This window comes from Streptomyces sp. NC-S4 (assembly GCF_054353315.1).
This window is the reverse complement of the sequence record NZ_CM135937.1, coordinates 7,051,155-7,074,167: the sequence shown is the minus strand read 5'-3', so window position 1 is coordinate 7,074,167 and position 23,013 is coordinate 7,051,155. Positions and strand designations below refer to the sequence as shown.

General features: G+C 72.0%; 20 protein-coding genes. 8 read left to right on the top strand and 12 right to left on the bottom strand.

What is annotated here, in order from left to right; all coding sequences use genetic code 11:
* Positions 1-5 precede the first annotated feature (5 nt).
* The 4 genes from ACXNSR_RS31755 to ACXNSR_RS31740 form a co-directional block, all read right to left on the bottom strand.
* On the bottom strand, positions 6-1,181 hold the full coding sequence (locus tag ACXNSR_RS31755) for an MAB_1171c family putative transporter (RefSeq protein WP_458638788.1): 1,176 nt from the start codon (positions 1,179-1,181) through the stop codon (positions 6-8).
* Positions 1,171-1,671, bottom strand: a complete 501-nt coding sequence (locus ACXNSR_RS31750) for a hypothetical protein (RefSeq protein WP_458638787.1) — start codon at positions 1,669-1,671, stop codon at positions 1,171-1,173. Before ACXNSR_RS31750 ends, ACXNSR_RS31755 begins: the two co-directional genes overlap by 11 nt.
* Before the next feature lie 270 nt (positions 1,672-1,941).
* The gene (locus ACXNSR_RS31745; RefSeq protein WP_458638786.1) at positions 1,942-4,371 is read right to left on the bottom strand and encodes a Tex family protein; all 2,430 of its coding nucleotides are present in this window, start codon (positions 4,369-4,371) and stop codon (positions 1,942-1,944) included.
* Positions 4,372-4,455: 84 nt separating this feature from the next.
* A complete protein-coding gene (locus ACXNSR_RS31740; protein WP_458638785.1) occupies positions 4,456-5,319 on the bottom strand; it encodes an SCO6745 family protein in 864 nt (287 codons plus the stop codon).
* A 342-nt stretch (positions 5,320-5,661) separates the two neighbouring features.
* Here ACXNSR_RS31740 and ACXNSR_RS31735 point away from each other — a divergent pair, with 342 nt between their 5' ends.
* Positions 5,662-7,209: a M1 family metallopeptidase gene (locus tag ACXNSR_RS31735; protein WP_458638784.1), complete on the top strand. Its 1,548-nt coding sequence runs from the start codon at positions 5,662-5,664 to the stop codon at positions 7,207-7,209.
* 57 nt (positions 7,210-7,266) lie between these two features.
* Here the strand turns inward: ACXNSR_RS31735 and ACXNSR_RS31730 are convergent, their stop codons facing one another.
* Positions 7,267-8,163 carry an oxygenase MpaB family protein gene (locus tag ACXNSR_RS31730; protein ID WP_458638783.1) on the bottom strand — a complete coding sequence of 299 codons (897 nt, stop codon included), beginning with the start codon at positions 8,161-8,163 and terminating at the stop codon, positions 7,267-7,269.
* Between the two features lie 131 nt (positions 8,164-8,294).
* Here ACXNSR_RS31730 and sph point away from each other — a divergent pair, with 131 nt between their 5' ends.
* Positions 8,295-9,284, top strand: a complete 990-nt coding sequence (sph, locus tag ACXNSR_RS31725; protein ID WP_458638782.1) for a sphingomyelin phosphodiesterase — start codon at positions 8,295-8,297, stop codon at positions 9,282-9,284.
* Positions 9,285-9,355: 71 nt separating this feature from the next.
* Here the strand turns inward: sph and ACXNSR_RS31720 are convergent, their stop codons facing one another.
* Entirely contained in the window at positions 9,356-9,889 is a 534-nt protein-coding gene (locus ACXNSR_RS31720; RefSeq protein ID WP_458638781.1) for a flavoprotein, read from the bottom strand.
* 115 nt (positions 9,890-10,004) lie between these two features.
* Between ACXNSR_RS31720 and ACXNSR_RS31715 the strand changes: the two genes are divergently transcribed.
* From ACXNSR_RS31715 to ACXNSR_RS31700, 4 genes are all read left to right on the top strand, one after another.
* Entirely contained in the window at positions 10,005-11,180 is a 1,176-nt protein-coding gene (locus ACXNSR_RS31715; protein ID WP_458638780.1) for a helix-turn-helix domain-containing protein, read from the top strand.
* Positions 11,181-11,273: 93 nt separating this feature from the next.
* Positions 11,274-11,483: a hypothetical protein gene (locus ACXNSR_RS31710; RefSeq protein WP_458638779.1), complete on the top strand. Its 210-nt coding sequence runs from the start codon at positions 11,274-11,276 to the stop codon at positions 11,481-11,483.
* Positions 11,484-11,723: 240 nt separating this feature from the next.
* Positions 11,724-12,242, top strand: coding sequence for a glycine-rich domain-containing protein (locus ACXNSR_RS31705; RefSeq protein WP_458638778.1), 519 nt, complete (start codon positions 11,724-11,726; stop codon positions 12,240-12,242).
* A 13-nt stretch (positions 12,243-12,255) separates the two neighbouring features.
* Positions 12,256-12,384: a hypothetical protein gene (locus ACXNSR_RS31700; protein ID WP_458638777.1), complete on the top strand. Its 129-nt coding sequence runs from the start codon at positions 12,256-12,258 to the stop codon at positions 12,382-12,384.
* A 174-nt stretch (positions 12,385-12,558) separates the two neighbouring features.
* On the opposite strand, the gene ACXNSR_RS31695 is transcribed toward ACXNSR_RS31700, so the two are convergent.
* Positions 12,559-14,400, bottom strand: coding sequence for an AMP-dependent synthetase/ligase (locus tag ACXNSR_RS31695; protein ID WP_458638776.1), 1,842 nt, complete (start codon positions 14,398-14,400; stop codon positions 12,559-12,561).
* Between the two features lie 85 nt (positions 14,401-14,485).
* Between ACXNSR_RS31695 and ACXNSR_RS31690 the strand changes: the two genes are divergently transcribed.
* Both ACXNSR_RS31690 and ACXNSR_RS31685 read left to right on the top strand, forming a co-directional pair.
* Entirely contained in the window at positions 14,486-15,259 is a 774-nt protein-coding gene (locus tag ACXNSR_RS31690; protein ID WP_458638775.1) for a MerR family transcriptional regulator, read from the top strand.
* Positions 15,260-15,269: 10 nt separating this feature from the next.
* Positions 15,270-15,944, top strand: coding sequence for a maltokinase N-terminal cap-like domain-containing protein (locus ACXNSR_RS31685; protein WP_458638774.1), 675 nt, complete (start codon positions 15,270-15,272; stop codon positions 15,942-15,944).
* A gap of 143 nt (positions 15,945-16,087) precedes the next feature.
* On the opposite strand, the gene ACXNSR_RS31680 is transcribed toward ACXNSR_RS31685, so the two are convergent.
* From ACXNSR_RS31680 to ACXNSR_RS31660, 5 genes are all read right to left on the bottom strand, one after another.
* Complete coding sequence (locus tag ACXNSR_RS31680) at positions 16,088-18,259, bottom strand: 3-hydroxyacyl-CoA dehydrogenase NAD-binding domain-containing protein (RefSeq protein ID WP_458638773.1); 2,172 nt, start codon at positions 18,257-18,259, stop codon at positions 16,088-16,090.
* A gap of 53 nt (positions 18,260-18,312) precedes the next feature.
* The gene (locus ACXNSR_RS31675) at positions 18,313-19,527 is read right to left on the bottom strand and encodes an acetyl-CoA C-acetyltransferase (RefSeq protein ID WP_150260391.1); all 1,215 of its coding nucleotides are present in this window, start codon (positions 19,525-19,527) and stop codon (positions 18,313-18,315) included.
* 64 nt (positions 19,528-19,591) lie between these two features.
* Positions 19,592-20,734 carry an acyl-CoA dehydrogenase family protein gene (locus ACXNSR_RS31670; RefSeq protein WP_458638772.1) on the bottom strand — a complete coding sequence of 381 codons (1,143 nt, stop codon included), beginning with the start codon at positions 20,732-20,734 and terminating at the stop codon, positions 19,592-19,594.
* Positions 20,735-20,743: 9 nt separating this feature from the next.
* Positions 20,744-21,769, bottom strand: coding sequence for an LLM class F420-dependent oxidoreductase (locus ACXNSR_RS31665; protein ID WP_458638771.1), 1,026 nt, complete (start codon positions 21,767-21,769; stop codon positions 20,744-20,746).
* A complete protein-coding gene (locus ACXNSR_RS31660) occupies positions 21,769-22,920 on the bottom strand; it encodes a CaiB/BaiF CoA transferase family protein (protein ID WP_458638770.1) in 1,152 nt (383 codons plus the stop codon). The genes ACXNSR_RS31665 and ACXNSR_RS31660 overlap by 1 nt, the downstream gene beginning before the upstream one ends.
* Positions 22,921-23,013 lie beyond the last annotated feature (93 nt).

Sequence of the window (23,013 nt, the reverse complement as noted above, 5' to 3'; positions counted from 1 at the left end):
GCGTTTCACTTCCTTGTGGTGGCGGGCGCGGCGTACGCCTGGGCGACGTCGACGAGGAACCGGGCCTCGTCCGCCAGGTCTCCGCCCTCCTGCGAGGTGTGGATCGCGGCGGGCAGTTCCAGTGCCGCCGCCTCGCCCGGTTGCCCGGGCGCCCCGTCGAGCTTGGCCTGCCGGGCCTCCTTCAGTACGCGGGCCAGCGCGGCGGCGGTGGCCCGCTGCTCGGGGACCCCGTGTCCGGCGACCTGGTCGCGGGCCTGTTCCAGGGCGCCCGGGGCCACGTACTCGCCCAGGATCAGGATCGCGTCGCGCGTCTCGATGACCTTGCGGTACACGAGCAGGTTGCGCGGGACCGGCGGCCACAGCAGCTCCATCACCCGCCAGGCGCGCGGCTTGTTGAGCGCCACGTGCGGCACCGCTTCGACCAGGTCGCGCCACAGCGGCCACAGCCGCCAGGTGGTGGCGATGTCGGTGCAGGTGCGCCGGAGGGTGAACAGGGTGGGCACGAGGATGGCTGCGGCGCGCAGCAGGCCGTGCAGGTTCATGAGCAGCGGGAGGGCGGGCATCGCCCAGGTGCTGCCGAACAGGGCCTTGACCAGGTACGCCAGCCAGAACAGCCCGGCGAGCGCGGTGCCGAGGCCGAACAGCCGCAGCCCGGCGGCCAGGCCCCGGCTCTCGGTGCGGCAGCTGTAGCGCGAGCACAGGGCCACGCACACGATGTTGGCGCTCACGTGCGCGGAGATCAGGACCAGCCAGTACGCGAGGGAGGGCACCGGGTCGCCGACCGGCGGCATGGTGTGCGTGCCGTGGGCGGGCGCGGCCGCGTCCAGGGCGAGGAGGGCGCCGAGCCAGGCCACGGTGGCGACGCAGGCGGTGAGCTGGAGGCGGCGGCCGCGGGTGGTGGCGGCCACGAAGTAGAGGACGGCGCCGGCCGACAGCACCCCGATGAGGTTGCGGACGAGGCCGATGGTGTGGGCGTAGCCCGGGCCGCGGCTCATCGCGTACGAGACGACGTCCGGGAGGTTGAGGGTCATCGCGGCGGCGGCGGTGGCGACGGCCAGCCACAGGCCGCGCTGCTGGGGGGAGCGCAGGGCTCCGGGGGCGCGGAGCAGGACGGCGGTCCACAGGAACACCACGCTGGGGACGGCGAGCCAGTTGCCGAAGTCGGTCAGGTCACTTGCCATCGTTGCCCCGCTCGTACCCCATGGCGGACTCCAGGCGGGCCAGGGTGCCGCGCGGGCGGTTCGCGGACCGCGGGCCGGCGTTCGCCGTGCGGATGCGGATCATGCTGGCGAGCATCTCCGCCTCCTGCTCCTGCCGGGTGGTGTAGTTGGTGCGGCCGAGCACCACGGGGGCGTTCCCGTCGGTCTCCTCCCCTTCCAGGGAGTTGTGGCCGAAGAGGATGTGGCCCAGCTCGTGGAGGACGATGTGCTCCCGGTGCAGCGGGGTGGTCTGCGCCTCGTAGAAGACGTAGTCGACGCTGGCCGTGCCCACCCACAGTCCGCAGACTCCGGACTCCGCCGCTTCCTTGGGGAGCGGATGGAGCCGGATGGGACGGCCGCGCCGCTCGGCTATCCGTCGGCAGAGGTCGTCGAGGGAGAAGGGGTGGGTCAGATCCAGATGGCCGAGAATCTGCTCGCACCTTTTGCGAATGCTGAGTTGCCGGTGGGGCATGTGATCCCTCTTCGGACCCTTTCCGGGGCAACGGTGGTAGGCGTGTGTGGGCATGGGCATGACGTCCTGTGCCTTCGAGGCGGCCTCGGGGAATGCGGTCCTGAGGGGAAACGCGGAAGCCCGTCCGCCGAGTGACGAACGGGCGTTCCACCATGCCTACAGATCTTGTACGGGAGTTGGCAAGACAAGTCCCCAGGTGGGGAAGCTATTCGGCCACTCTGCACGAAGACCGGCACACGCCGGGTGGCCGCAACACACCCTTGACGGCTCCTACTTCTTGCGGCGCTCCTCGGGGGCGGTGAGGCCCGCACGGCGCAGGGCGTCGGCCATCGCGCTGTTGGCGGGGGCCGGGGCGCTGCCGCCGCCCTGCCGGCGACCCTGGCCGCCCTGACCGCGTTCGCCCCGGCCCTGGCCGCCCTCGCGGCCACCGGACCCGCCGCGCTGCTGCGGCGGCCGGCCACCGCCGCCACCGCCGCCGCGCCGGTCCTCGCGCTGCCGCGGAGCGCCCGCGCCGCGCTCCGCCCCGGCCTCGTCCTCCAGCCGCAGGGTCAGCGAGATCCGCTTGCGCGGGATGTCCACGTCCATGACCTTCACGCGGACGATGTCGCCCGGCTTGACCACGTCCCGGGGGTCCTTGACGAAGTTCTTCGACAGCGCCGAGACGTGGGCCAGCCCGTCCTGGTGGACGCCGATGTCGATGAAGGCGCCGAAGGCCGCCACGTTGGTGACCACACCTTCCAGGATCATCCCGGGCGCCAGGTCGCCGATCTTCTCGACGCCCTCCTTGAAGCTGGCCGTCTTGAAGGCCGGCCTCGGGTCGCGGCCCGGCTTCTCCAGCTCGCGCAGGATGTCCGTCACGGTCGGCAGGCCGAAGGACTCGGTGACGAACTGCTCCGGGCGCAGCGAGCGCAGCACGCCGGTGTTGCCGATCAGGGCCGCCACGTCACTGCCGGCCGTCTTGGCCATGCCCCGGACCAGCGGGTAGGACTCGGGGTGGACGCTGGAGAAGTCCAGCGGGTCGTCCCCGCCGCGGATCCGCAGGAAGCCCGCGCACTGCTCGTACGCCTTCGGGCCGAGCCGGGCCACGTCCTTGAGGCCCTTGCGGCTGCGGAAGGGGCCGTTGGCGTCGCGGTGGGCCACGATGTTCTCGGCGAGGCCGCCGCTGATGCCCGAGACCCGCGAAAGCAGCGGCGCGGATGCGGTGTTGACGTCCACGCCGACACCGTTCACACAGTCCTCGACGACCGCGTCGAGCGAGCGCGAGAGCTTCACCTCGGAGAGGTCGTGCTGGTACTGGCCGACGCCGATCGACTTCGGGTCGATCTTGACGAGCTCGGCGAGCGGGTCCTGGAGGCGGCGGGCGATGGAGACCGCACCGCGCAGCGACACGTCCATGCCGGGCAGTTCCTGCGAGGCGAAGGCGGAGGCCGAGTACACGGAGGCGCCCGCCTCCGAGACCATCACCTTGGTGAGCCCCAGCTCCGGGTGGCGCGTGATGAGGTCCCCGGCCAGCTTGTCGGTCTCGCGGGAGGCCGTGCCGTTGCCGATGGCGACCAGCTCGACGGCGTGCTCCTTCGCGAGGCGGGCGAGCTTGGCGAGGGCCTCGTCCCACTTGTTGGCGGGCACGTGCGGGTAGATCACGTCCGTGGCCACGACCTTGCCGGTCGCGTCCACGACGGCGACCTTCACGCCGGTGCGGAAACCCGGGTCCAGGCCGAGCGTGGCCCGGGTGCCGGCGGGCGCCGCGAGCAGCAGGTCGCGCAGGTTGGACGCGAAGACCCGTACCGCCTCGTCCTCGGCGGCCTGGCGCAGCCGCATCCGCAGGTCGATGCCGAGGTGGACCTGGATCTTCGTACGCCAGGCCCAGCGGACCGTGTCGCCGAGCCACTTGTCGCCGGGACGGCCGCGGTCGCCCACACCGAAGCGACGGGCGATCATGCCCTCGTACGTGGACGGGCCGGGGACCTCGCTCGGCTCCTCCGGCTCCAGGGTGAGGTCGAGGACGTCCTCCTTCTCGCCGCGCAGCATGGCGAGTACGCGGTGCGAGGGCAGCGCGGTGAACGGCTCGGCGAAGTCGAAGTAGTCGGCGAACTTGGCGCCCGCCTCCTCCTTGCCCTCACGGACCTTCGCCGCGAGCCGGCCGCGGCCCCACATGCGCTCGCGCAGCTCACCGATCAGGTCGGCGTCCTCGCCGAACCGCTCGGTGAGGATGGCCCGGGCGCCCTCCAGGGCGGCGGCCGGGTCGGCGACGCCCTTGTCGGCGTCGACGAACGCGGCGGCGGCCGCGGCCGGTTCCACCGACGGGTCGGCCAGCAGGCCCTCGGCGAGCGGTTCCAGACCGGCCTCGCGGGCGATCTGCGCCTTGGTGCGCCGCTTGGGCTTGAAGGGCAGGTAGATGTCCTCCAGCCGGGCCTTGGTGTCGGCCGCGGCGATCCGCGCCGCCAGTTCGTCGGTGAGCTTGCCCTGCTCCCGTACGGAGTCCAGGACCGCCGCGCGGCGGTCCTCCAGCTCCCGCAGGTACCGCAGCCGCTCCTCTAGGGTGCGCAGCTGGGCGTCGTCGAGCATCTCGGTCGCTTCCTTGCGGTAGCGCGCGATGAACGGCACGGTGGAGCCGCCGTCGAGCAGCTCGACGGCGGCCTTGACCTGCCGCTCCCGTACGCCGAGCTCCTCGGCGATCCTGCCTTCGATGGACGTCGTCACGATCGGGTCCCGCCTGCCTTCGTTTGCACTGGAAGGCTGCCAATTGTGGCAGGTGGCGGCGGCGGACGGCGGGAGCCCTGCCCGTCAGGCCCTGCCCATGAGGTCCTTCGGGAAGGCCCCGGCGGTCACGGCCTTGACGACGAGGGCGCCGCCGAGCTCGGTGAGGCGGGCCAGGCCGTCCGCGCCGAGGTGCTCGTAGGGGGCGGCGTCGAGGCGGTCGGTCTCGCTCTCCAGCCGCTCGCGCAGGGCCGTGCCCTCCTCGGTCAGATCGCCGCCGGCGTCGAGGACGCCGCGCTCGCGCAGCCGGTCGGCCGCGGCGTCGAGGTCGTCCTGCGTCCAGCCACGTATGCCCTTGATCCGCTTCGGGGTCATGCCCTTGCCGGTGGCGGTGTGGCTGACCAGGGCTTCGACCGGGTCCAGGCCCGCGAGGAGCAGGGCGGCGAGGTGGCCGTCGCCGCGGTGCTCGCGCAGCAGGGTGGTGGCGTGCCACAGGCGCAGGTGCGGGGCCTCGGGTACGGGGAGATCGGCGTGGGCGGCGTAGAGGGTGCGGGCGTGCCGGGTGCAGCCCTCGGTGGCGCGCATGGCCAGGTCGGCGGCTTCGGCCACCTCGGGGGACTTCAGGGTGTCGGCGCCGAGGAGCCGGGTCAGCGTGGCGTCGGCGGCACGCAGCCGGGCGGCGAGGGCCTGCTCGGGGGTGATGGTGTCCCAGACGGCGGGCAGGTGCCGGGCGACGACGTCGTACCCGTAGTTGTAGAAGGCGGCGGTGACCGCGCCGGCCCCGACGGCCCCCATCGCGGCGGAACGGTGCGCCAGGTTGACGGCGACGGGGTCGGTTATCCCGAGGACGGCGAACTCCTCGGCGATGTCCGGCGAGAAGTAGACGGTGGAGTGCAGCGGGTTGATCGCAGTGTGCCAACAGCGACGGGCGGCAAGCGGATGAAGGGTCATGCCGCGGAGGTTACCGACTGTTCGGTATGCCGGGTAGGGGCGGGCGGGCGTCGTGCCGATCCGGACGATCCGTCGGCGGAGACCGGACGGTCCGCGGTGGCGGCGGGTCGGAGCCTCCGAGCGGTCGGGCCGCAGGCCGGAACGGGTCCGGGCGGGGGCGGGCAGACCCGCACGTACGCGCGAGCGGCGTTCCGCGCGCGTACGCGTGACGGCCGAATGGCGATCGTGTGACAGCAGGGGCCATGGACATGACCTGAGCGGTCAAGGGTGAATACGGTCGAGCGACAAGGCCTTGGACCACTGAGTGAACCGATCTGTCTCCCCTACCACTTGGAGCCATTCGTGCACCGCAAAGTCATCGCCCCGAGCGTGCTCGCCGCCTCCCTCCTGCTGGTGATCCCGGCGTCGGCGGCGGGGTCGGCATCGGGCGCCCCGGGTATCGGCGATCCCTACTACCCGGCCAGCGGCAACGGCGGATACGACGTGTCGCACTACGACCTGCGCCTGCAGTACCAGCCGAAGACGGACCTGCTGGAAGGCACGGCCACCCTGCTGGCCACCGCCAAGCAGGACCTGTCCCGCTTCAACCTGGACTTCGGCCTCCAGGTCAGCGAGATCCGGGTCAACGGGGTCAAGGCGAAGTTCGCGACGTCCGGCTCCCACGAGCTGGAGGTCACCCCGGCGAAGCCGCTGGCGCGCAACACCCCGCTGTCGGTCGTCGTCAAGTACGCCGGGAAGCCCTCCGAGCTGAAGGTGGACGGCTGGACGGCCTGGCAGCGCACGCCCGACGGCGCGGTCGCGGCGCAGGAGCCGGACTCGGCGGTCTGGTGGTTCCCGAGCAACGACCACCCGCTGGACAAGGCCACCTTCGACATCTCGGTCAACGTGCCCGACGGCACCCAGGCGATCAGCAACGGTGTGCTGCAGTCCCAGACGTCGCGGCTCGGCTGGACCCGGTACAACTGGCGTTCCAACAAGCCGCAGGCCACCTACCTGGCCACCCTCGCCGTCGGCAAGTTCGACATCACCACCGACAGGACGGCGAGCGGACTGCCGATCCTCAACGCGTACAGCAAGGACCTCGGCGACAACGCGGGCGCGGCGCGCGCCAGCGTGGAGCGGACCGGCGAGGTGACCGAGTGGCTGGAGGGCGTCTTCGGGCCGTACCCCTTCAACGCGCTCGGCGGCTACGTGCCGAACGTGACCGCCGGTTTCGCCCTGGAGACCCAGACGCGGCCGTTCTACGGCCCGGCCCAGTTCCGCAACGGCGCCAACGTCTCGGTGGTCGTGCACGAGCTGGCGCACCAGTGGTACGGCGACAGCGTGTCCGTCGAGGGCTGGAAGGACATCTGGATCAACGAGGGCTTCGCCCGCTACAGCCAGTGGCTGTGGTCGGAGAAGGAGGGCGAGGGCACGGCGCAGGAGCTGGCCGACTGGGCCTACGCGCTGCGCCCGGCCGAGGACGCGTTCTGGCAGGTCAAGCCGGGTGACCCGGGCCCGGAGAACCAGTTCCACGGGGCTGTCTACGATCGTGGTGCCATCGCCCTGCAGGCTCTGCGCAACGAGATCGGCGACGAGAAGTTCTTCGAGATCCTCAAGGGCTGGCCGACCGAGCGGGCCTATGGCAACGCCAAGGTCGGGGACTTCGTCCGGTACGCCGAGAAGGTCTCGAAGAAGCCCCTCGCGCAGCTCTTCGAGACCTGGCTGTACACCCCGGGCAAGCCGGCGGCCTCCGCTCTCAACCCGTCGGCGGCGGGGCCGTCGGCCCGTACGCCGCAGCAGGCCGCCCCGGCGAAGCCCGCCGCGGAGCCCAGGTCCTGGAAGAAGATCGCGGAGACGAACACGATCCACGACACCGAGCACGGCTCCGGGCCCGGCCACCGGCACTGAGTCCGCGCGGCACGCGGTCCCCGCATCCCGCGGGGGCCGCGTGCGCACCGGGGGTCGTCAGCGGCGGCCCGCGTGCCAGGCGGCGCGCGCCCGGTAGGCGAGGGGCAGGTACCGCAGCCGCTCCGGCAGCAGCGGTACGAGGAGCCGTACGGCCGTGCTGAACCGGCGGAGCGTGCGCTCCTGGGCCGGGCTCCACTCCAGCCCGATCGCGGCGCGGGCCTCGGGCGGCATGTAGCCGACGGTGACGAAGGCGCGCAGGCGCAGGAACGCCGCCCGCAGCACCGGCCAGGTGAGCCGCAGCAGCAGGCGCACGGCGGGCGAGCCGGCCTCCGGCCGGGGCAGCCGTACCTCGGTGGAGATCAGCTCACGGGCGACCGCGGTGGACTCGATCTCCTCGGCCAGCATCCGGCCCCAGTACGTCCAGTACTCCTCGATGCTCTGCGGCATGTCGCGGTCGCGCAGGCCGAGGATCCGGCCCACCTGGAGCCATTCCCGGTAGAGCTGCTGCTCCTGGGCGGGGGTGAAACGGCGCAGCAGGTAGCGCCCGGCGTACAGGTAGACCGGGAAGCCGGTGGCGTGCACCCAGGCGTAACAGGCGGGGTCGAGGGAGTGGTAGCGGCGGCCGCGGGTGTCGGTGCCCTGGATGTCCTTGTGCAGGCGGCGCACCCGGCGGCCCTCCTCGGCGGCCTCCTCGCCGCCGTACACCCACAGCTGGACCGAGCGCAGGGAGCGCTCGCCGCGGCCCCAGGGGTCGGTGCGGAAGACGGAGTACTCGTCGACGCCGGCCGCGATGGCGGGGTGGGCGACCTGCATGGTGAAGGCGGCGGGCAGCATCAGCAGGGCGCGTACGTCGCCCGCGATGGTCCACAGCACCCCGCCCGGCGGGGGCGGCTCGGGGTCGGTGCGGCGCGTGGCCGCAGGTCCGGCGGGGTGTGCGGAGTCCGTCTTCGTCATACGACAAGTATGCGAGCACCGGACGGCCGTCTCACGGACAGAAAGTCTCTGCACGGGTGTTACCCAGAGGTAACTGCTGCTGCTTGTATGACGGGCGTCGATCTTCCCCCGCAGGAATGATGGAGACCTTCATGCTGCTTTCCTCGCCCCGCTCGCGTCGCGCCGCCGCCACGGCCGTCGCGGCGGTCGCCGCGAGCGCGCTGGCCGCCGCCACCGCCCCCGCCGCCTCGGCCGCGGAGACCGCCGCCGCCCCGCGGCTCAGCGTCCTGTCGTACAACGTGTTCCTGATGAGCAAGAACCTGTACCCGAACTGGGGCCAGGACCACCGGTCCGCCGAGATCCCCAAGACCTCCTTCTACAAGGGCCACGACGTGGTCGTGCTCCAGGAAGCCTTCGACAACAGCTCCTCGGACGCGCTGAAGGCCAACTCCGCCACGCAGTACCCGTACCAGACCCCGGTCGTCGGCCGCAGCAAGAGCGGCTGGGACGCCACGGGCGGCGCGTACTCCGCCACCACCCCGGAGGACGGCGGGGTCACGATCCTCAGCAAGTGGCCGATCGTCCGCAAGGAGCAGGTCGTCTACAAGGACGCCTGCGGCGCCGACTGGTGGTCCAACAAGGGCTTCGCCTACGTCGTCCTGAACGTGAACGGCACCAAGGTGCACGTGGTCGGCACGCACGCGCAGTCCACCGACCCCGGCTGCGGCGCCGGCGAGGCCGCGGAGATGCGCGCCCGTCAGTTCCGGGCCGTGGACGCCTTCCTGGACGGCAAGAACATCCCGGCGAACGAGCAGGTCATCGTGGCGGGCGACCTGAACGTCGACTCGCGCACCCCCGAGTACGCGAGCCTGCTCGCCAACGCCGACCTGGCGGACTCCGACAGCCGCACGGGCCACCCGTACTCCTTCGACACCGCGCTGAACTCGATAGCGAACTACCGCTACCCGACCGACCCGCGCGAGGACCTGGACTACGTCCTCTACCGCAAGGGCAACGCCCGCCCGGCGGGCTGGGAGAACAACGTGGTCAAGGAGCAGTCGGCGCCCTGGACGGTCTCCAGCTGGGGCACCTCCTACACCTACACCAACCTCAGCGACCACTACCCCCTGATCGGCCGCTAGCCCCTGCCACCGCGCGCCCCCTTCCGGCCCTCCGGGGCCGGGACGGGGCGCTTTCGCGTCCCCTGGACCGCCTATCGGCCGAGCTCGTCGACCGCGTCCAGCGCCAGGCCCCACGGGTACGGCCGCTTCTCCCCGGACTCGTTCGGCTCGAACCCACCCGGCCCGTACAGCACCGCCACGCCCATTTCCCGCAGCTCCGCCAGGGACCGGTCCAGGGCTCGGTGCCGGGCGTAGGCCGAGTTCACGCACGGCATCACGGCCATGGGGATCTCCTTGCCGATACCCTCGGCCACGACACCGACGACGAACCGGTCGGTGAGACCGAGCGCCCACGCGTTCACCGTATTGAAGGTGGCGGGCGCGACGAGGATCGCGTCCGCCTTCGGCCAGACGTCGGGGTCTCCGGGCCTCTTGTAGCGGCTCCGGACCGGGTGCCCGGTGAGAGCGGCCAGTCCCGGCAGGCTGTCCTCCAGCCAGTCGGCGGCCGTCGGCGTCAGGCCGAGGCATACGTCCCAGCCCCGGCGCTGAGCTTCCTCCACCACCCCGGCGATCTCGAAGACGGGCGGGGCGGCCGAGCAGAGCAGGTACAGGGTCCTCGTCGTCATGGCGCCCGAGCCTATGCAATCGCCCCCGATGCGTGTGGAGTCGGGGCGAAGCCCCACGCCGCGCCGGCCCGGCACGGGTACCGTCCATGACGACGCGTCGTGGACGGAGACCAGTATGGACCTGCCCGAGGATCACCACACCGGTTCCCGGATCCGGGAACAGCGACGCCTCAAACGTCTGACCCAACGCGAGTTGGCCAGCCGCATCCCGTACAGCCTCAGCCTCCTCAATCAGGTCGAGTGCGGCGCCCGTCGCGCCTCCGCCGGTCTCGTGGCCGCGGTGGCGCAGGTTCTCGGAGTGGAGACGTCCGCGTTGACCGGACCGCCCGCCGTGACATCGCTGCCGCCCGACCGCCTGGTCACGTTGGTTGCCCCCATCCGGGAGGCCCTCGACCGCTACGACCTCGGCCGGAATCCTGACGTGCACAGCGTCCGGCCGATGCCGGTCCTGGTGACGACGGCCGACTCGCTGTGCCGGCAGGTGCGCGCCACCCACCTTCGTGCCGCCGCTCGGGCACTCCCCTCGCTGATCGCGGAACTGACGCACATCGTGTGGACCAGGCCGTCAACGGAGGCGTGGCGAGCCCTCGCCTCGGCGTACCGGACCGCCCATGACGTGGCGTTGAAGCTGGACCACCCGGATCTGGCCCGGGTCGCCCTGGACCGGATGGGGTGGGCCGCGGGCCGGGCATCGGACCCGTGCTTCGAGGCGGTACAGCGGTACAAACGGGCGACCCTGTGGCGGTGCGCTTCCTCGGCGCCGCTCATCACGTCCGGGCAGGCGCTGCTCGCAGGAGGGACGAGCCGGGAGGCCCTGGCGGTGACCGGTCAGCTCCACCTCGGCTTGGCCACGGTAGCCGCGAAGAACGGCGACGCCACTGCCGTCGCAGGACATCTCGCGGCGGCCCGGGCACTCGCGGAGCAGGTCGGTGGCGAGGCGGGCGACGTGCACTGGCTGTCGTTCGGCCGGGTCAACGTCGCACTGCACGAGCTCGGGGCGTCGATCACGATGCGCCGGTTCGATGACGCACTCGGGCAGGCGCGGGCGCTGACGGTGCCGGACAGCACGCCGACGTCGCGGCGGGCCCGCTACCTGGTGGACCGGGCGCTCGTGGAGATGGAGGCCGGCTCCCCGAAGACGTCCCTGCGGTTCCTGACGCAGGCCCGCCGGGTCGCGCCGGAGCAGACGCGCCATCTGCCGGGGACGCGGACGACGATCCGCGGTCTGGTCCACATGTCCCGGCGTGCGCCCGACAACTTGGGTGGGATGGCGCGTTGGATCGGTCTGTAGGACTCGGGGCGCTCACAATCCTGTGAGCGTTCTGGCCCTCTCGGTCCGTCAGGCTGGCGTTACCACCCGCTGACGACCGTACGGAGCCCCGGCATGGCCACCCCGCACGACGCGAACGAACACCTACCGCACGCCCTGCTCAACCAGACGGTCCGGGACATCGCGTCCGGCACCGAGGGCACCCTGATGGCGGTCCTGCACGAGGACGTCGGAGACCGGTGGGCGGAGATCGCCTACATCCGTCCCGCCGGCGGCGGTGTCGAGCTGACCACGGCCGTCGCCAACATCGAGGCCACCGGATGACCGCCGTACCGCCTCCGAGCAGGCTCAGGCCGGCGAGGGGCTGCGCTACGTGCGGGGCCACGCCGGTACCGGGCGGCGGCCCGGAGGGCGGGGCGACGGTCCACGTGAAGGGCTGCCCGCGCGGCGGCCGCACCGGGATCCGCTGATCCCTCATCAGACTCCCGCTCCGGGTCGGCGGCGAACGCCGCACCTCGGGGTGGGCCCATCGCACCATCGGAACTCACCACCGAGGAGCACACCATGACCGCTGCATGCGCCACCGGCCCACAGAAGCCGCCCCCGCCCGGAACCCCGGCCCTCACGCCGACCAACCCGCGCGCCCTGCTCAGCGACGCCGGCTTCAACGCGGTAATGCACACCGTCCTGGACAACAACCCTGGGATGGAGTCCGGAATCGCCAGTCGGATCGTGGTGGACGCGCTCGCGTTCCTGGCGACCGCGGCCGCCAGCACGGAGCCCCTCGTGCCGTCGCGGGTCGTCGACGAGGGCTGGCACGCCCTCATCCTGCACACCGGCCTGTACCAGTCCCTGTGTGCCCAGCTGGGCGGCTTCGTACATCACGTCCCGGAACGCCCGGCCCCCGGTCGGCGCTCCCACGAAGACATCGAGCGGACCGTCGCCGCGATCGAGGCGGTCGGCTACGCCGTCGACCGGGACCTGTGGGGCAGCCCTGAGGACTCCCTCGTTCCTGTCGCTGCGAACTGCCAACACTCGCCCCCCGAGGGGCCGATCGTCATCATCCCGAAGCCCAAGCGCTGAGTAGGCTCCGGGCATGACTGAGTGGATCGACCCCAGGTACGTGGAACTCGTCGCCGAACTGCGTGACCGCCAGGAAGGCCCGGACCGGCAGGGCCTTCAGCCGGTACGCGGATTCATCGTTCCGGATCCCGACGAGAGCTGAACTCCAGAACTGCCCCTGCCGGCAACCCCCGCACCCTTCTCACCGACGCCCAGTTCAACGACGTCCGCGCGACCTTAGTGGACAACAACCCCGGCACGGAGCCGGAGATGGGCGCGCGCCCCAGCGGGGCGGGCGGGGGTCCGCCCGCCGGCCACCCCACCGGGGACCATCGATTCACGCCGGTTCGTGCGGTTCCTCGTACAGGCCGTCGATCAGTGCGCCGTACTTGTCGCGGACCACCCGGCGGCGGAGTTTGAGGGAGGGGGTGAGTTCGCCGGTCTCGGGGCCCCATTCCTCGGTCAGCAGCCGGTACCGCTTGATCTGCTCGGTCCGGTTGAGCCGGGCGTTGGCCGTCTCCACCGCGCGGGCGATCTCCTCCCGGACGGCTGGGTGCGCGGCGAGCTCGGCCGGGGAAGCCGCCTCGATGCCCCGGGCGGCGGCCCAGACCGGGGCCAGTTCCGGGTCCAGGACCAGCAGGGCGACGAGGTAGGAGCGGCCGTCGCCGTGCACCAGCGCCTGGCCGATCAGCGGGTGTTCCTTGACCGTGTTCTCCACCAGGGCGGGCGAGACGTTCTTGCCGTTCGAGGTGATGATCAGTTCCTTCTTGCGGTCGGTCAGCCAGAGGAACCCGTCCTCGTCCAGCCGGCCGATGTCCCCCGTCGGGAACCAGCCCTCGTCGTCGGCTGCGCTGTCCACCGAGCCGTCCGGCCGCAGGTAGCCGCCGAAGACGGTCGCCCCGCGGGTGAGGATCTCGCCGTCCTCCGCCAGCCTCAGCTCCAGCCCCTCGATCGGGCGGCCCACCGAGCCGAGCCGGAAGCGGTCCGGGCTGTTGACCGTGCACACGCCCGAGGTCTCGGTGAGCCCCCAGGCGTCCATGATGGTGATGCCCCAGCCGGCCCAGAAGCGGACCACGTCGATCGGCATCGGCGCGGTGGCACTGGCCGTCCACATCAGCCGGTCCATGCCCGCCAGCCCGAGCAGCGGGTCCAGCACCTGCTCCTTGGCACCGGCGTACGAGGCTTCGAGCGCGGCCGGGACCTCCTCGCCCCGCTCCCGGTGGGCGGCCCGGGCGCGGGCCAGGTCGTTGGCGGCCTCGATGGCCGCGCGCTGCGCCTCGGGGAGCTGCGCGAGGACCGCGCGGACGGAGGCGGCGAGCTTCTCCCAGACCCTGGGTACGCCGAAGAACTGCACGGGGTGCAGCTCGCGGACCGCCCCCGACACGGCGGCGGGGTCGGCGCACAGCCGGACGTGCGAGGCCCGCAGCAGGGGCAGGTAGATGCCGAGGACCCGCTCGGCGATGTGCGCGAAGGGCAGGTAGCAGATGTGCTCTGCGTGCTCGGGCAGGTCCACGTGCCCGTCGAGGCGGATCGCCTGGAGCATGAGGTTGCGGTGGGTCAGCCGCACGCCCTTGGGGTCGCCGGTGGTGCCCGAGGTGTAGACGACGGTCAGCGGGTCCTCGGGGCGGGCCTCCTGCCAGGCCTTCTCGAAGGCGTCCGCGCGGTGCAGCCGGGCCCCGCCGGAGTAGAGCGAGCCGTACGTGGAGTGCCCGCCGGCCTCTGCGGCCTCGGCCACCACGAGGCGCTCCAGGGGCACGTCCGGGTCGGCCAGCAGCGGCTCCCACCGCGCGAGTTCGCGGACGCCCTCGACGACGGCGACCCGGGCCCGGCTGTGGCGGGCGATGTGGGCGATCTGCTCGGGGGCGGAGGTCCCGTACACGGTGACGGGCACGGCGCCGAGGTGGACGAGGGCGAGGTCGCTGAGCCAGTGCTCGGGGCGGTTGCCCATCATCATCAGCACGTGTTCGCCGCGCTCGACGCCGAGGGCGGCGTATCCGGAGGCGAGGACGGCGACCTTGCGGCGCACCTCGCTCCAGGTGAGGGTCGTCCACCCGGCTGCGTCGGGGCCGGCCCGCCAGGAGAGGGCGGGCAGCTCCCCGTACTCGGCGGCGTTGCGGGCCAGCAGGGCCGGCAGGGTGATCTCTTCGGGTCGTCCGGGCAGTCGCAGGTTCGTGGTCATGGGCAGCTCCTGGCCGTTTCACATCGTTGGTGCGACAGCAATACTGTTGAACCCAAGCTGTGGAGCAGAGAGCGAGGCGCAGACGATGGCCGACCAGGCACCCGAGCCGATGCTCACCGTCGACGAGCTGGCGGCCAGGGCGGGCGTCACCGTGCGCACCGTTCGTTTCTACAGCACCCGCGGGCTTTTGCCCCCTCCCGTGATCGGCCCTCGTCGGGTGGGGCACTACGGGCCGGAGCACCTGTCCCGGCTGGCACTGATCGAGGAGCTGCAGCACCAGGGCATGACCCTGTCCGCGATCGAGCGCTACCTGGACGCGCTGCCCGACGACCTGAGCGCCCATGACCTGGCCATCCACCGGGCGATGGTGGCCAGTTGGGCTCCGGACGCGGCCCAGGAGGTGTCGCGGGAGGAGCTGGAGAAGCGGGCGGGGCGGAGCCTGTCGGACACCGATGTCCGGCGGCTGACGGCGATGAACGTGCTCGCCGCCTCGGGGGACGGGTTCCGGGTGGACGTGGGGCTGCTGCGGCTCGGGGTCGCGCTGCTCGACGTACCGATCGCCCACGAGACGATCCTGGCGGCGCGCCGGGTGCTGATGGAGCACACCAGATCGGCGGCGCACGAGCTGACGGCGCTGTTCCGGGACGAGGTGTGGGGGCCGTTCACGGAGGGCGAGAGCGATCCGGAGCGGGTGGAGTCGATGAAGGCGCTGTCGGCGCACATGCAGCCGATGGTGGTCCAGGCGCTGGTGACGGCCTTCCAGCGGTCGCTGCGGGAGGAACTGCGGGCGGCCTTCGCCTCGGAACCGGAAGCCGGCGGCGGGTCGCGCGAACGGTCGGCACCGCTGCCGCCCGGGTAGTTTGTGGATCATGGCTGTCATCCACCGCACCACCATGTCGCCCGGCAAGCTCGAACTCCTGGCCGCCTGGCTGCCCCTGCGCCCCTGGTACCGGGGCGGCACCGGTGCCCCGGCACTCGCCAAGGCCGGCGGTTTCCGGCTCGACGACCCCGAGGGCGAGGTGGGCATCGAGTTCATGGTGGTCACCGATGCCGCCGGGGACGGGCCGGTGACCTACCTGGTCCCGCTGACCTACCGCGGGGCTCCGCTGGAAGGGGCCGAGGACGGCCTGATCGGCACCTCCGAGCACGGCGTGCTGGGGCGTCGCTGGATCTACGACGGGACCCACGACGTGGTCCTGGTCGGGCAGTTGCTGGCCCTGCTGGCGGGACGTACGACGGCCCAGGACCAGAACGAGAGCGGCGTCCCCGACCCGACGGTCGAGGTCCGTGGCGAGGGGGCCGGGCTGCCGCAGGACCTGACCGGCCGCGGGACCGTGACGGACACCGCCGACGCGAGCCTGGTCACCGTGGGCCCGGCGGGCCGGGAAGGCACGGGGGCGGCCCTCACCGTGTGCCGGGTACTGCACGACGGTCCCGCTCCCGCCGGTGACGGCGCGGGGCGACGGGTGCTGGCCGGCTGGTCCGCCCCGGACGGGGCGCCGCGACACGGGCTGTTCGCCCGCCTCGCCCCGTCCGAGGGCTGACCCGAAAGAACCGGAAGGAACCGGAAGGAACCGGCAGGGAACCGAAAAGAACCGGGAGGACCGCCCCGGGCCGCTCACGGGCGGGCCCGGGGCGGCCGGGGCAGCGCGTGGCGGCCCCGGGCGGCCCGGGGGCGGTCGCCCGATCAGTCCGCGTAGGTCTCGCCGCGCTCCGCCTTCGCGACCAGCGAGGCCGGCGGGATGAAGCGCTCGCCGTAGGTGTCGGCGAGCTCGCGGGCACGGGCCACGAAGCCGGGCAGGCCGCCCTCGTAGCCGTTGATGTACTGGATCACGCCGCCCGTCCAGGCCGGGAAGCCGATGCCCATGATGGAGCCGATGTTGGCGTCGGCGATCGAGGTGAGCACGCCCTCGTCGAGGCAGCGGACGGTGTCCAGGGCCTCGGAGAAGAGCATCCGCTCCTTCATGTCCTCGAACGGGATCTCGTACCCCGGCTTGGCGAAGTGCTCGCGCAGGCCAGGCCAGATGCGGGCGCGCTTGCCGGACTCGTCGTACTCGTAGAAGCCGGCCCCGCCGCTGCGCCCGGGGCGGCCGAACTCGTCCACCATGCGGTCGATGACCGCGTCGGCGGGGTGCTCGGTCCACGCCCTGCCCTCGGCCTCGAAGGCCTTGCGGCTCTCGTTGCGGATCTTGCGCGGCAGGGTGAGGGTGAGCTCGTCCATCAGCGAGAGCACCTTCGCCGGGTACCCGGCCTGGGCGGCGGCCTGCTCGATCGAGGCGGGCTCGGCGCCCTCGCCGATCATCGCGACGCCCTCGTTGATGAACTGACCGATGACGCGCGAGGTGAAGAAGCCGCGCGAGTCGTTGACGACGATCGGGGTCTTGTTGATCTGGCGGACCAGGTCGAAGGCGCGGGCGAAGGCCTCGTCGCCGGTCCGCTCCCCCTTGATGATCTCCACGAGCGGCATCTTGTCCACGGGCGAGAAGAAGTGCAGCCCGATGAAGTCGACCGGCCGCGCGACCCCTTCCGCGAGGCCCGTGATGGGCAGCGTGGAGGTGTTGGAGCACAGCAGCGCGTCCGGCTCGATGACGTCCTGGATCTCCTGGAACACCTTGTGCTTGAGGGAGGTGTCCTCGAAGACGGCCTCGATGACGGCGTCGCAGCCCGCGAGGTCGGCCACGTCGGCGGTCGGGGTGATCCGGGCGAGCAGCTCGGCGCGCCCCGCCTCGGTGGTCCGGCCCCGGGAGAGCGCCTTGTCGAGCAGCTTCTCGGAGTACGCCTTGCCCTTGGCGGCGGCTTCGAGCGAGACGTCCTTCAGCACCACCTCGATGCCCGCGCGGGCGCAGGAGTACGCGATGCCCGCGCCCATCATCCCGGCGCCGAGGACGGCGACCTTCCGGACCCGGCGCGGCTCGATCCCCTGCGGGCGGCTGCGGCCCGCGTTGACGGCCTGGAGGTCGAAGAAGAACGCCTGGATCATGTTCTTGGCGGTCTGCCCGGTGACCAGCTCGGTGAAGTAGCGGGCCTCGATGGTCAGCGCGGTCTCGAAGTCCACCTGGGAGCCCTCGACGGCGCAGGCCAGGATGTTGCGCGGGGCCGGGTACGGGGCCCCGTTCAGCTGCTTCTTCAGGTTGGCCGGGAAGGCCGGGAGGTTGGCGGCGAACCGCGGGTTGGACGGCGTACCGCCCGGGATCTTGTAGCCGGGTACGTCCCAGGGCTGCTTCGACTCGGGGTTCGCGTCGATGAAGGCGCGGGCCTTGGCCAGCATCTCCTCGGGGGTGGCGGCCAGTTCGTGCACCAGGCCGTTGTCCAGGGCGCGCTGCGGGGTGTACTGGGTGCCCTGGAGCAGCACCTTGAGCAGCGCGTCGGCGATGCCCATCAGGCGCACGGTACGGGTGACACCGCCACCGGCGGGGAGCAGCCCGAGGGTCACCTCGGGCAGGCCGATCTTGGAGCCGGGCGCATCGAGGGCGACGCGGTGGTGGGAGGCCAGAGCGATCTCGTAACCGCCGCCGAGGGCCGCACCGTTGATGGCGGCGACGACGGGCTTGCCGAGGGTCTCGATCCGGCGCAGGGAGCGCTTGATCTCGGTGCCGGTGTCGAAGGCGATCTGCGCGTCGGCCGGGCGGAGCCGGATCATGTCCTTGAGGTCGCCGCCCGCGAAGAAGGTCTTCTTGGCGGAGGTGTAGATGATGCCGCGGATGGAGTCCTGCTCGGCCTCGGCGCGGTCGGCGATCGCCGCGATGGAGTCCTTGAAGGCCTGGTTCATCGTGTTGGCGGACTGGTCCGGGTCGTCGAGGATCAGGGTGACGACGCCGGTCTCGTCCTGTTCCCAGCGGATCGTGGTGGACTCGCTCATGGTCACTGCTTTCGTTTCGGAAGGTCCGGTGGGCAGGGGGGGAACAGGTCTGATCAGAGGCGTTCGACGATGGTGGCGACGCCCATGCCGCCGCCGACGCAGAGGGTGACGAGCCCGTAGCGCTTGTCCTGGCGCTCCAGCTCGTCGACGATCGTGCCGAGGATCATCGCGCCGGTGGCGCCGAGCGGGTGGCCGAGCGCGATGGCGCCGCCGTTGACGTTGACCTTGTCGAGGGACAGGTCCATGTCCTTGACGAAGCGCAGGACGACACCCGCGAAGGCCTCGTTGATCTCGACGAGGTCGATGTCGTCGATGGTCAGGCCGGCCTTGGCGAGGGCCTTGCGGGTGGCCGGGGCGGGGCCGGTGAGCATGATGGTGGGTTCGGAGCCGGAGACGGCCGCCGAGACGATCCGGGCGCGCGGGGTCAGGCCGTTGCGCTCGCCCGCCTCGCGGGAGCCGATCGCGACGAGCGAGGCGCCGTCGACGATGCCGGAGGAGTTGCCCGCGTGGTGGACGTGGTCGATCTTCTCGACCCAGTGGTACTTCTGCAGCGCCACCGCGTCGAAGCCGCCGAGCTCGCCGATGTCCGCGAAGGAGGGCTTGAGCTTGGCGAGGGTGTCGGCGGTGGTGCCGGGGCGGACGAACTCGTCGTGGTCCAGGACGATCAGGCCGTTGCGGTCGGTGACCGGGACCACGGACTTCGCGAAGCGGCCGTCCTTGATGGCTGCGGCGGCGCGCTCCTGGGAGAGGGCCGCGTACTCGTCGACGTCGCGCCGGGAGAAGCCCTCGATGGTGGCGATCAGGTCGGCGCCGATGCCCTGCGGGACGAAGCCGGTGTCCCAGTTGGTCATCGGGTCGGCGAACCAGGCACCTCCGTCGGAGGCCATCGGGACGCGGGACATGGATTCCACGCCACCGGCCAGGACCAGGTCCTCCCAGCCGGAACGGACCTTCGCGGCGGCCAGGTTGACGGCCTCCAGGCCCGAGGCGCAGAAGCGGTTCTCCTGTACGCCGGCCACGGTGTCCGGGAGCCCGGCGGCGATGGCCGCGATCCGGGCGATGTCGGAGCCCTGGTCGCCGACGGGACCGACGACGCCGAGCACGATGTCGTCGATGGTGGCGGGGTCCAGGCCGGGGTTGCGCTCGCGCAGGGCGTCGATGAGTCCGACGACCAGGTCGATCGGCTTGGTGCCGTGCAGGGCGCCATTGGCCTTGCCGCGGCCGCGCGGGGTGCGGATCGCGTCGTATACGTAAGCTTCGGTGCTCACTGGTCAAGCCTTTCGGAGGTGTCCAAGGGGGAGGTCTCCACGGGGGAGGTGTCCGGGAAGGAGGTCAGCCGAGCAGCGAACGGCCGATGATCTCTTTCATGATCTCGGTCGTGCCGCCGTAGATGGTCTGGATGCGGCCGTCGGTGAAGGCCCGGGCGACCCGGTATTCGGTCATGTAGCCGTAGCCGCCGTGGAGTTGCAGGCACCGGTCGGCGACGCGCTTCTGCAGTTCGGTGGCCCACCACTTGGCCATGGAGGCGTGCACGTGGTCCAGTTCGCCGTTGGCGTGGTCCTCGATGCAGCGGTCGAGGAAGGTCCGGGTGACGGCGACCTCGGTGGCCATCTCCGCCACCTCGAACCGGATGTGCTGCAGCTTGGCCAGCGGACGGCCGAAGGCCTCGCGCTCCTTCACGTACTGGGTGGTGATCTCCAGCAGGTGCTCGGCGGCGGCGATGCCGGCCATCGCGATTCCCATCCGCTCCTGCGCGAGGTTGGTCATCAGGTGGATGAAGGCGCCGTTCAGCTCGCCGAGCAGGTTCTCCTTCGGGACGCGTACGTCGTTGAAGAACAGCTCGGCGGTGTCCTGGGACTTCTGGCCGATCTTGTCGAGGTTGCGGCCGCGCTCGAAGCCCTCCGCGCCGCGCTCGACGACGAGCAGCGACAGGCCGTGCGCCCCGCCCTCAGGGGTGGTCTTCGCGACGACGATCACCAGGTCGGCGAGGATGCCGTTGGAGATGAAGGTCTTGGAGCCGTTGAGCACCCAGTGGTCGCCGTGGTCCTCGGCGGTGGTCCGGATCCCCTGGAGGTCGGAGCCCGCGCCCGGCTCGGTCATCGCGATGGCGGTGATGGTCTCGCCGGAGCAGAAACCGGGCAGCCAGCGGCGCTTCTGCTCCTCGGTGGCGAGCGAGGTCAGGTAGGGCCCGATGATGTCGTTGTGCAGGCCGATGGCCAGCCCCGGGGCGCCTGCGCGGGTGAACTCCTCGGCGATCACGGCGGCGTAGCGGAAGTCGGGATTCCCGCCGCCGCCGTACTCCTCGGGGACGGCCAGGCCCAGCAGCCCCTGCCGGCCGGCGGCCCGCCAGGCCTCACGGCTGACGATGCCGTCCTTCTCCCACTGCTCGTAGTGCGGCAGCACCTCCTTGCTGAGGAAGGTGCGCACGGTCTCGCGGAACGCCTCGTGGTCGGCGTCGAAGATGCGTCGTTGCATCGGGGCCCCCTAGAGCCAGCTCTTGACGGTTTCGATCAGCTTGGCCGGGTCGGGGCCGACCGGTGTGACGTTGAGCATGGTGACGCCCGCCTCGCGGAAGGCCTCGACGCGCTCGCGCACGTAGCCCTCGGGCCCGCACAGCGTCATCAGCTCGCAGAACTCGTCCGGGACCGCGGCGGCCGCGTCGCGCCTGCGCCCGGCGAGGTACAGCTCCTGGATCTCCCGGGCCGCTTCCCCGTACCCGTAGGCGACGGCCAGGTCGTTGTAGAAGTTCTTGCCGACCGCCCCCATCCCGCCGACGTACAGGGCGATCTGCGGGCGGGCCAGGTCCCTGGCGGCGGCCGCGTCGTCGCCGATGGCGAGCAGTCCGCCCGCGACGGTCTGCAGCGGGCCGAGCTCCGGAGCGCGCTTGGCCGTCCCCTCGGCGAGCGGGCCGCCCCACACCGCGGCGGCCTTCTCCGGGACGAAGAGCGTGGGCAGCCAGCCGTCCGCGATCTCGGCGGTCATCCGGACGTTGGCCGGGCCGAGCGAGGCGATGTAGACGGGGATCGCGGGGCGGACCGGTCGGGTGAGGATCTTCAACGGCTTGCCGTGCCGGCCGCCCCGCTCGGGGGGCAGCGGCATGTCGGTGATGCCGTGGTGGTCGATCGTCTCGCGGCGCCAGATGCGCCGGCACAGCTCGACGGTCTCGCGGGTGCGGCCGAGCGGCTTGTCGTACGGCTTCCCGTGCCAGCCCTCGACGACCTGCGGGCCGGAGGCGCCGAGGCCGAGCAGCGCCCGGCCGCCCGAGAGGGCGTCCAGGCCGGCGGCCGTCTGGGCGATGAGGCCGGGGGTGCGCGAGTAGACGTTCATGATCGCCGAGCCGATCTTCAGCCGCTCGGTGCGGGCGGCGAGATAGCCCATGATCGTCGGGGAGTCGAACCCCCAGGCCTCCGCCACCCACACGGCGTCGAGCCCGGCCGACTCCAGCGCGGCGGCCTGGTCGGCGGCCCGGCGCGGGTCCCCGGCGTAGTCGAGCATCATCGACAGTTCCATCAGGCCTCTTTCGGGAGCAGAGCCGGTACGTCCCAGTCGGCGGCCACCGACTCGGTGTGGGCGCCCGGCTGGGCGGGGCCCGTGGTGACGGCGGCCGGGGTCGCCGAGAAGCGCGGCGCGGGCGCGGGCTGGACGATCCCGCCGAAGTCGGTGAAGGTGCCGCGGGCGGCGAGGTGCGGGTGGTCCGGGGCCTCGCGCAGCGACAGCACCGGGGCCACGCACGCGTCGGTGCCCTCGAAGACCGCCGTCCACTCCTCGCGCGTACGGGTGCGGAAGCGTGCGGCGACGGCCTCGCGCAGCTCGCCCCAGCGGGCGAGGTCCTTGCGGGCCGGGGCCCGGTCCCCGATGCCGAGGAGCTCGGTGAAGGTGTCGTAGAACTGCTGCTCCAGCGCGCCGACCGCCATGTACCCGCCGTCGGAGGTCTCGTAGGTGCCGTAGAAGGGACAGCCGCCGTCGAGGAGGTTGGCACCGCGCCGGTCCTGCCAGCCGCCCGCCGCCATCATCCCGTGGATCATGGCGGTGAGGTGGGCGGTGCCGTCGACGATGGCCGCGTCGACGACCTGGCCGGTGCCGGTGGCACGGGCGTGGTGCAGGGCGGCCAGGACCCCGACGACCAGGTAGAGCGAGCCGCCCGCGTAGTCCCCGACCAGGTTGGCGGGGACGGCCGGCGGCTCTCCCGGCTTCCCGATCATGCCGAGGGCGCCGGTGACGGCGATGTACGCGATGTCGTGCCCGGCGGTCTCGGCGAGCGGACCGTCCTGGCCCCAGCCGGTCATCCGGCCGTAGACGAGCTTCGGGTTGCGGGCGTGGCACTCGGCCGGTCCGACGCCGAGGCGCTCGGCCACCCCGGGCCGCAGCCCCTCGACGAGCACGTCGGCCCGCTCGACCAGGTCCAGGACGCGGGCGGGGCCTCCGGCGGACTTGAGGTCGACCAGGACGGACCGTTTGCCGCGGTTGGTGATGTCGTAGGCCGGATCGACCGCGAGCCCGCCGCCGCCGGGCCGGTCCACCCGGACGACGTCGGCGCCCAGGTCGGCGAGGAGCATGGCGGCGAACGGTCCGGGGCCGATGCCCGCAAGTTCGACGACGCGCACCCCGGCGAGCGGGCCGGGCCCGCTCGCGTCCCGGTTCCCGTTCCCTGTCACTGCCATCGGGCCCCCAGCGGCTCTGGTGTGCATGGTGTGCATGGTGTGCGGCTATGTGACACAACTGATGTAACACCAGTGATGCTAGGAACGTGTTCC

Coding starts and splice junctions, on each gene's coding strand:
- ACXNSR_RS31755 (WP_458638788.1), bottom strand. CDS start 1,181: ATGGCAAGTGACCTGACCGACTTCGGCAACTGGCTCGCCGTCCCCAGC.
- ACXNSR_RS31750 (WP_458638787.1), bottom strand. CDS start 1,671: ATGCCCCACCGGCAACTCAGCATTCGCAAAAGGTGCGAGCAGATTCTC.
- ACXNSR_RS31740 (WP_458638785.1), bottom strand. CDS start 5,319: ATGACCCTTCATCCGCTTGCCGCCCGTCGCTGTTGGCACACTGCGATC.
- ACXNSR_RS31730 (WP_458638783.1), bottom strand. CDS start 8,163: ATGACGAAGACGGACTCCGCACACCCCGCCGGACCTGCGGCCACGCGC.
- sph (WP_458638782.1), top strand. CDS start 8,295: ATGCTGCTTTCCTCGCCCCGCTCGCGTCGCGCCGCCGCCACGGCCGTC.
- ACXNSR_RS31720 (WP_458638781.1), bottom strand. CDS start 9,889: ATGACGACGAGGACCCTGTACCTGCTCTGCTCGGCCGCCCCGCCCGTC.
- ACXNSR_RS31715 (WP_458638780.1), top strand. CDS start 10,005: ATGGACCTGCCCGAGGATCACCACACCGGTTCCCGGATCCGGGAACAG.
- ACXNSR_RS31710 (WP_458638779.1), top strand. CDS start 11,274: ATGGCCACCCCGCACGACGCGAACGAACACCTACCGCACGCCCTGCTC.
- ACXNSR_RS31705 (WP_458638778.1), top strand. CDS start 11,724: ATGACCGCTGCATGCGCCACCGGCCCACAGAAGCCGCCCCCGCCCGGA.
- ACXNSR_RS31700 (WP_458638777.1), top strand. CDS start 12,256: ATGACTGAGTGGATCGACCCCAGGTACGTGGAACTCGTCGCCGAACTG.
- ACXNSR_RS31695 (WP_458638776.1), bottom strand. CDS start 14,400: ATGACCACGAACCTGCGACTGCCCGGACGACCCGAAGAGATCACCCTG.
- ACXNSR_RS31690 (WP_458638775.1), top strand. CDS start 14,486: ATGGCCGACCAGGCACCCGAGCCGATGCTCACCGTCGACGAGCTGGCG.
- ACXNSR_RS31685 (WP_458638774.1), top strand. CDS start 15,270: ATGGCTGTCATCCACCGCACCACCATGTCGCCCGGCAAGCTCGAACTC.
- ACXNSR_RS31680 (WP_458638773.1), bottom strand. CDS start 18,259: ATGAGCGAGTCCACCACGATCCGCTGGGAACAGGACGAGACCGGCGTC.
- ACXNSR_RS31670 (WP_458638772.1), bottom strand. CDS start 20,734: ATGCAACGACGCATCTTCGACGCCGACCACGAGGCGTTCCGCGAGACC.
- ACXNSR_RS31665 (WP_458638771.1), bottom strand. CDS start 21,769: ATGGAACTGTCGATGATGCTCGACTACGCCGGGGACCCGCGCCGGGCC.
- ACXNSR_RS31660 (WP_458638770.1), bottom strand. CDS start 22,920: ATGGCAGTGACAGGGAACGGGAACCGGGACGCGAGCGGGCCCGGCCCG.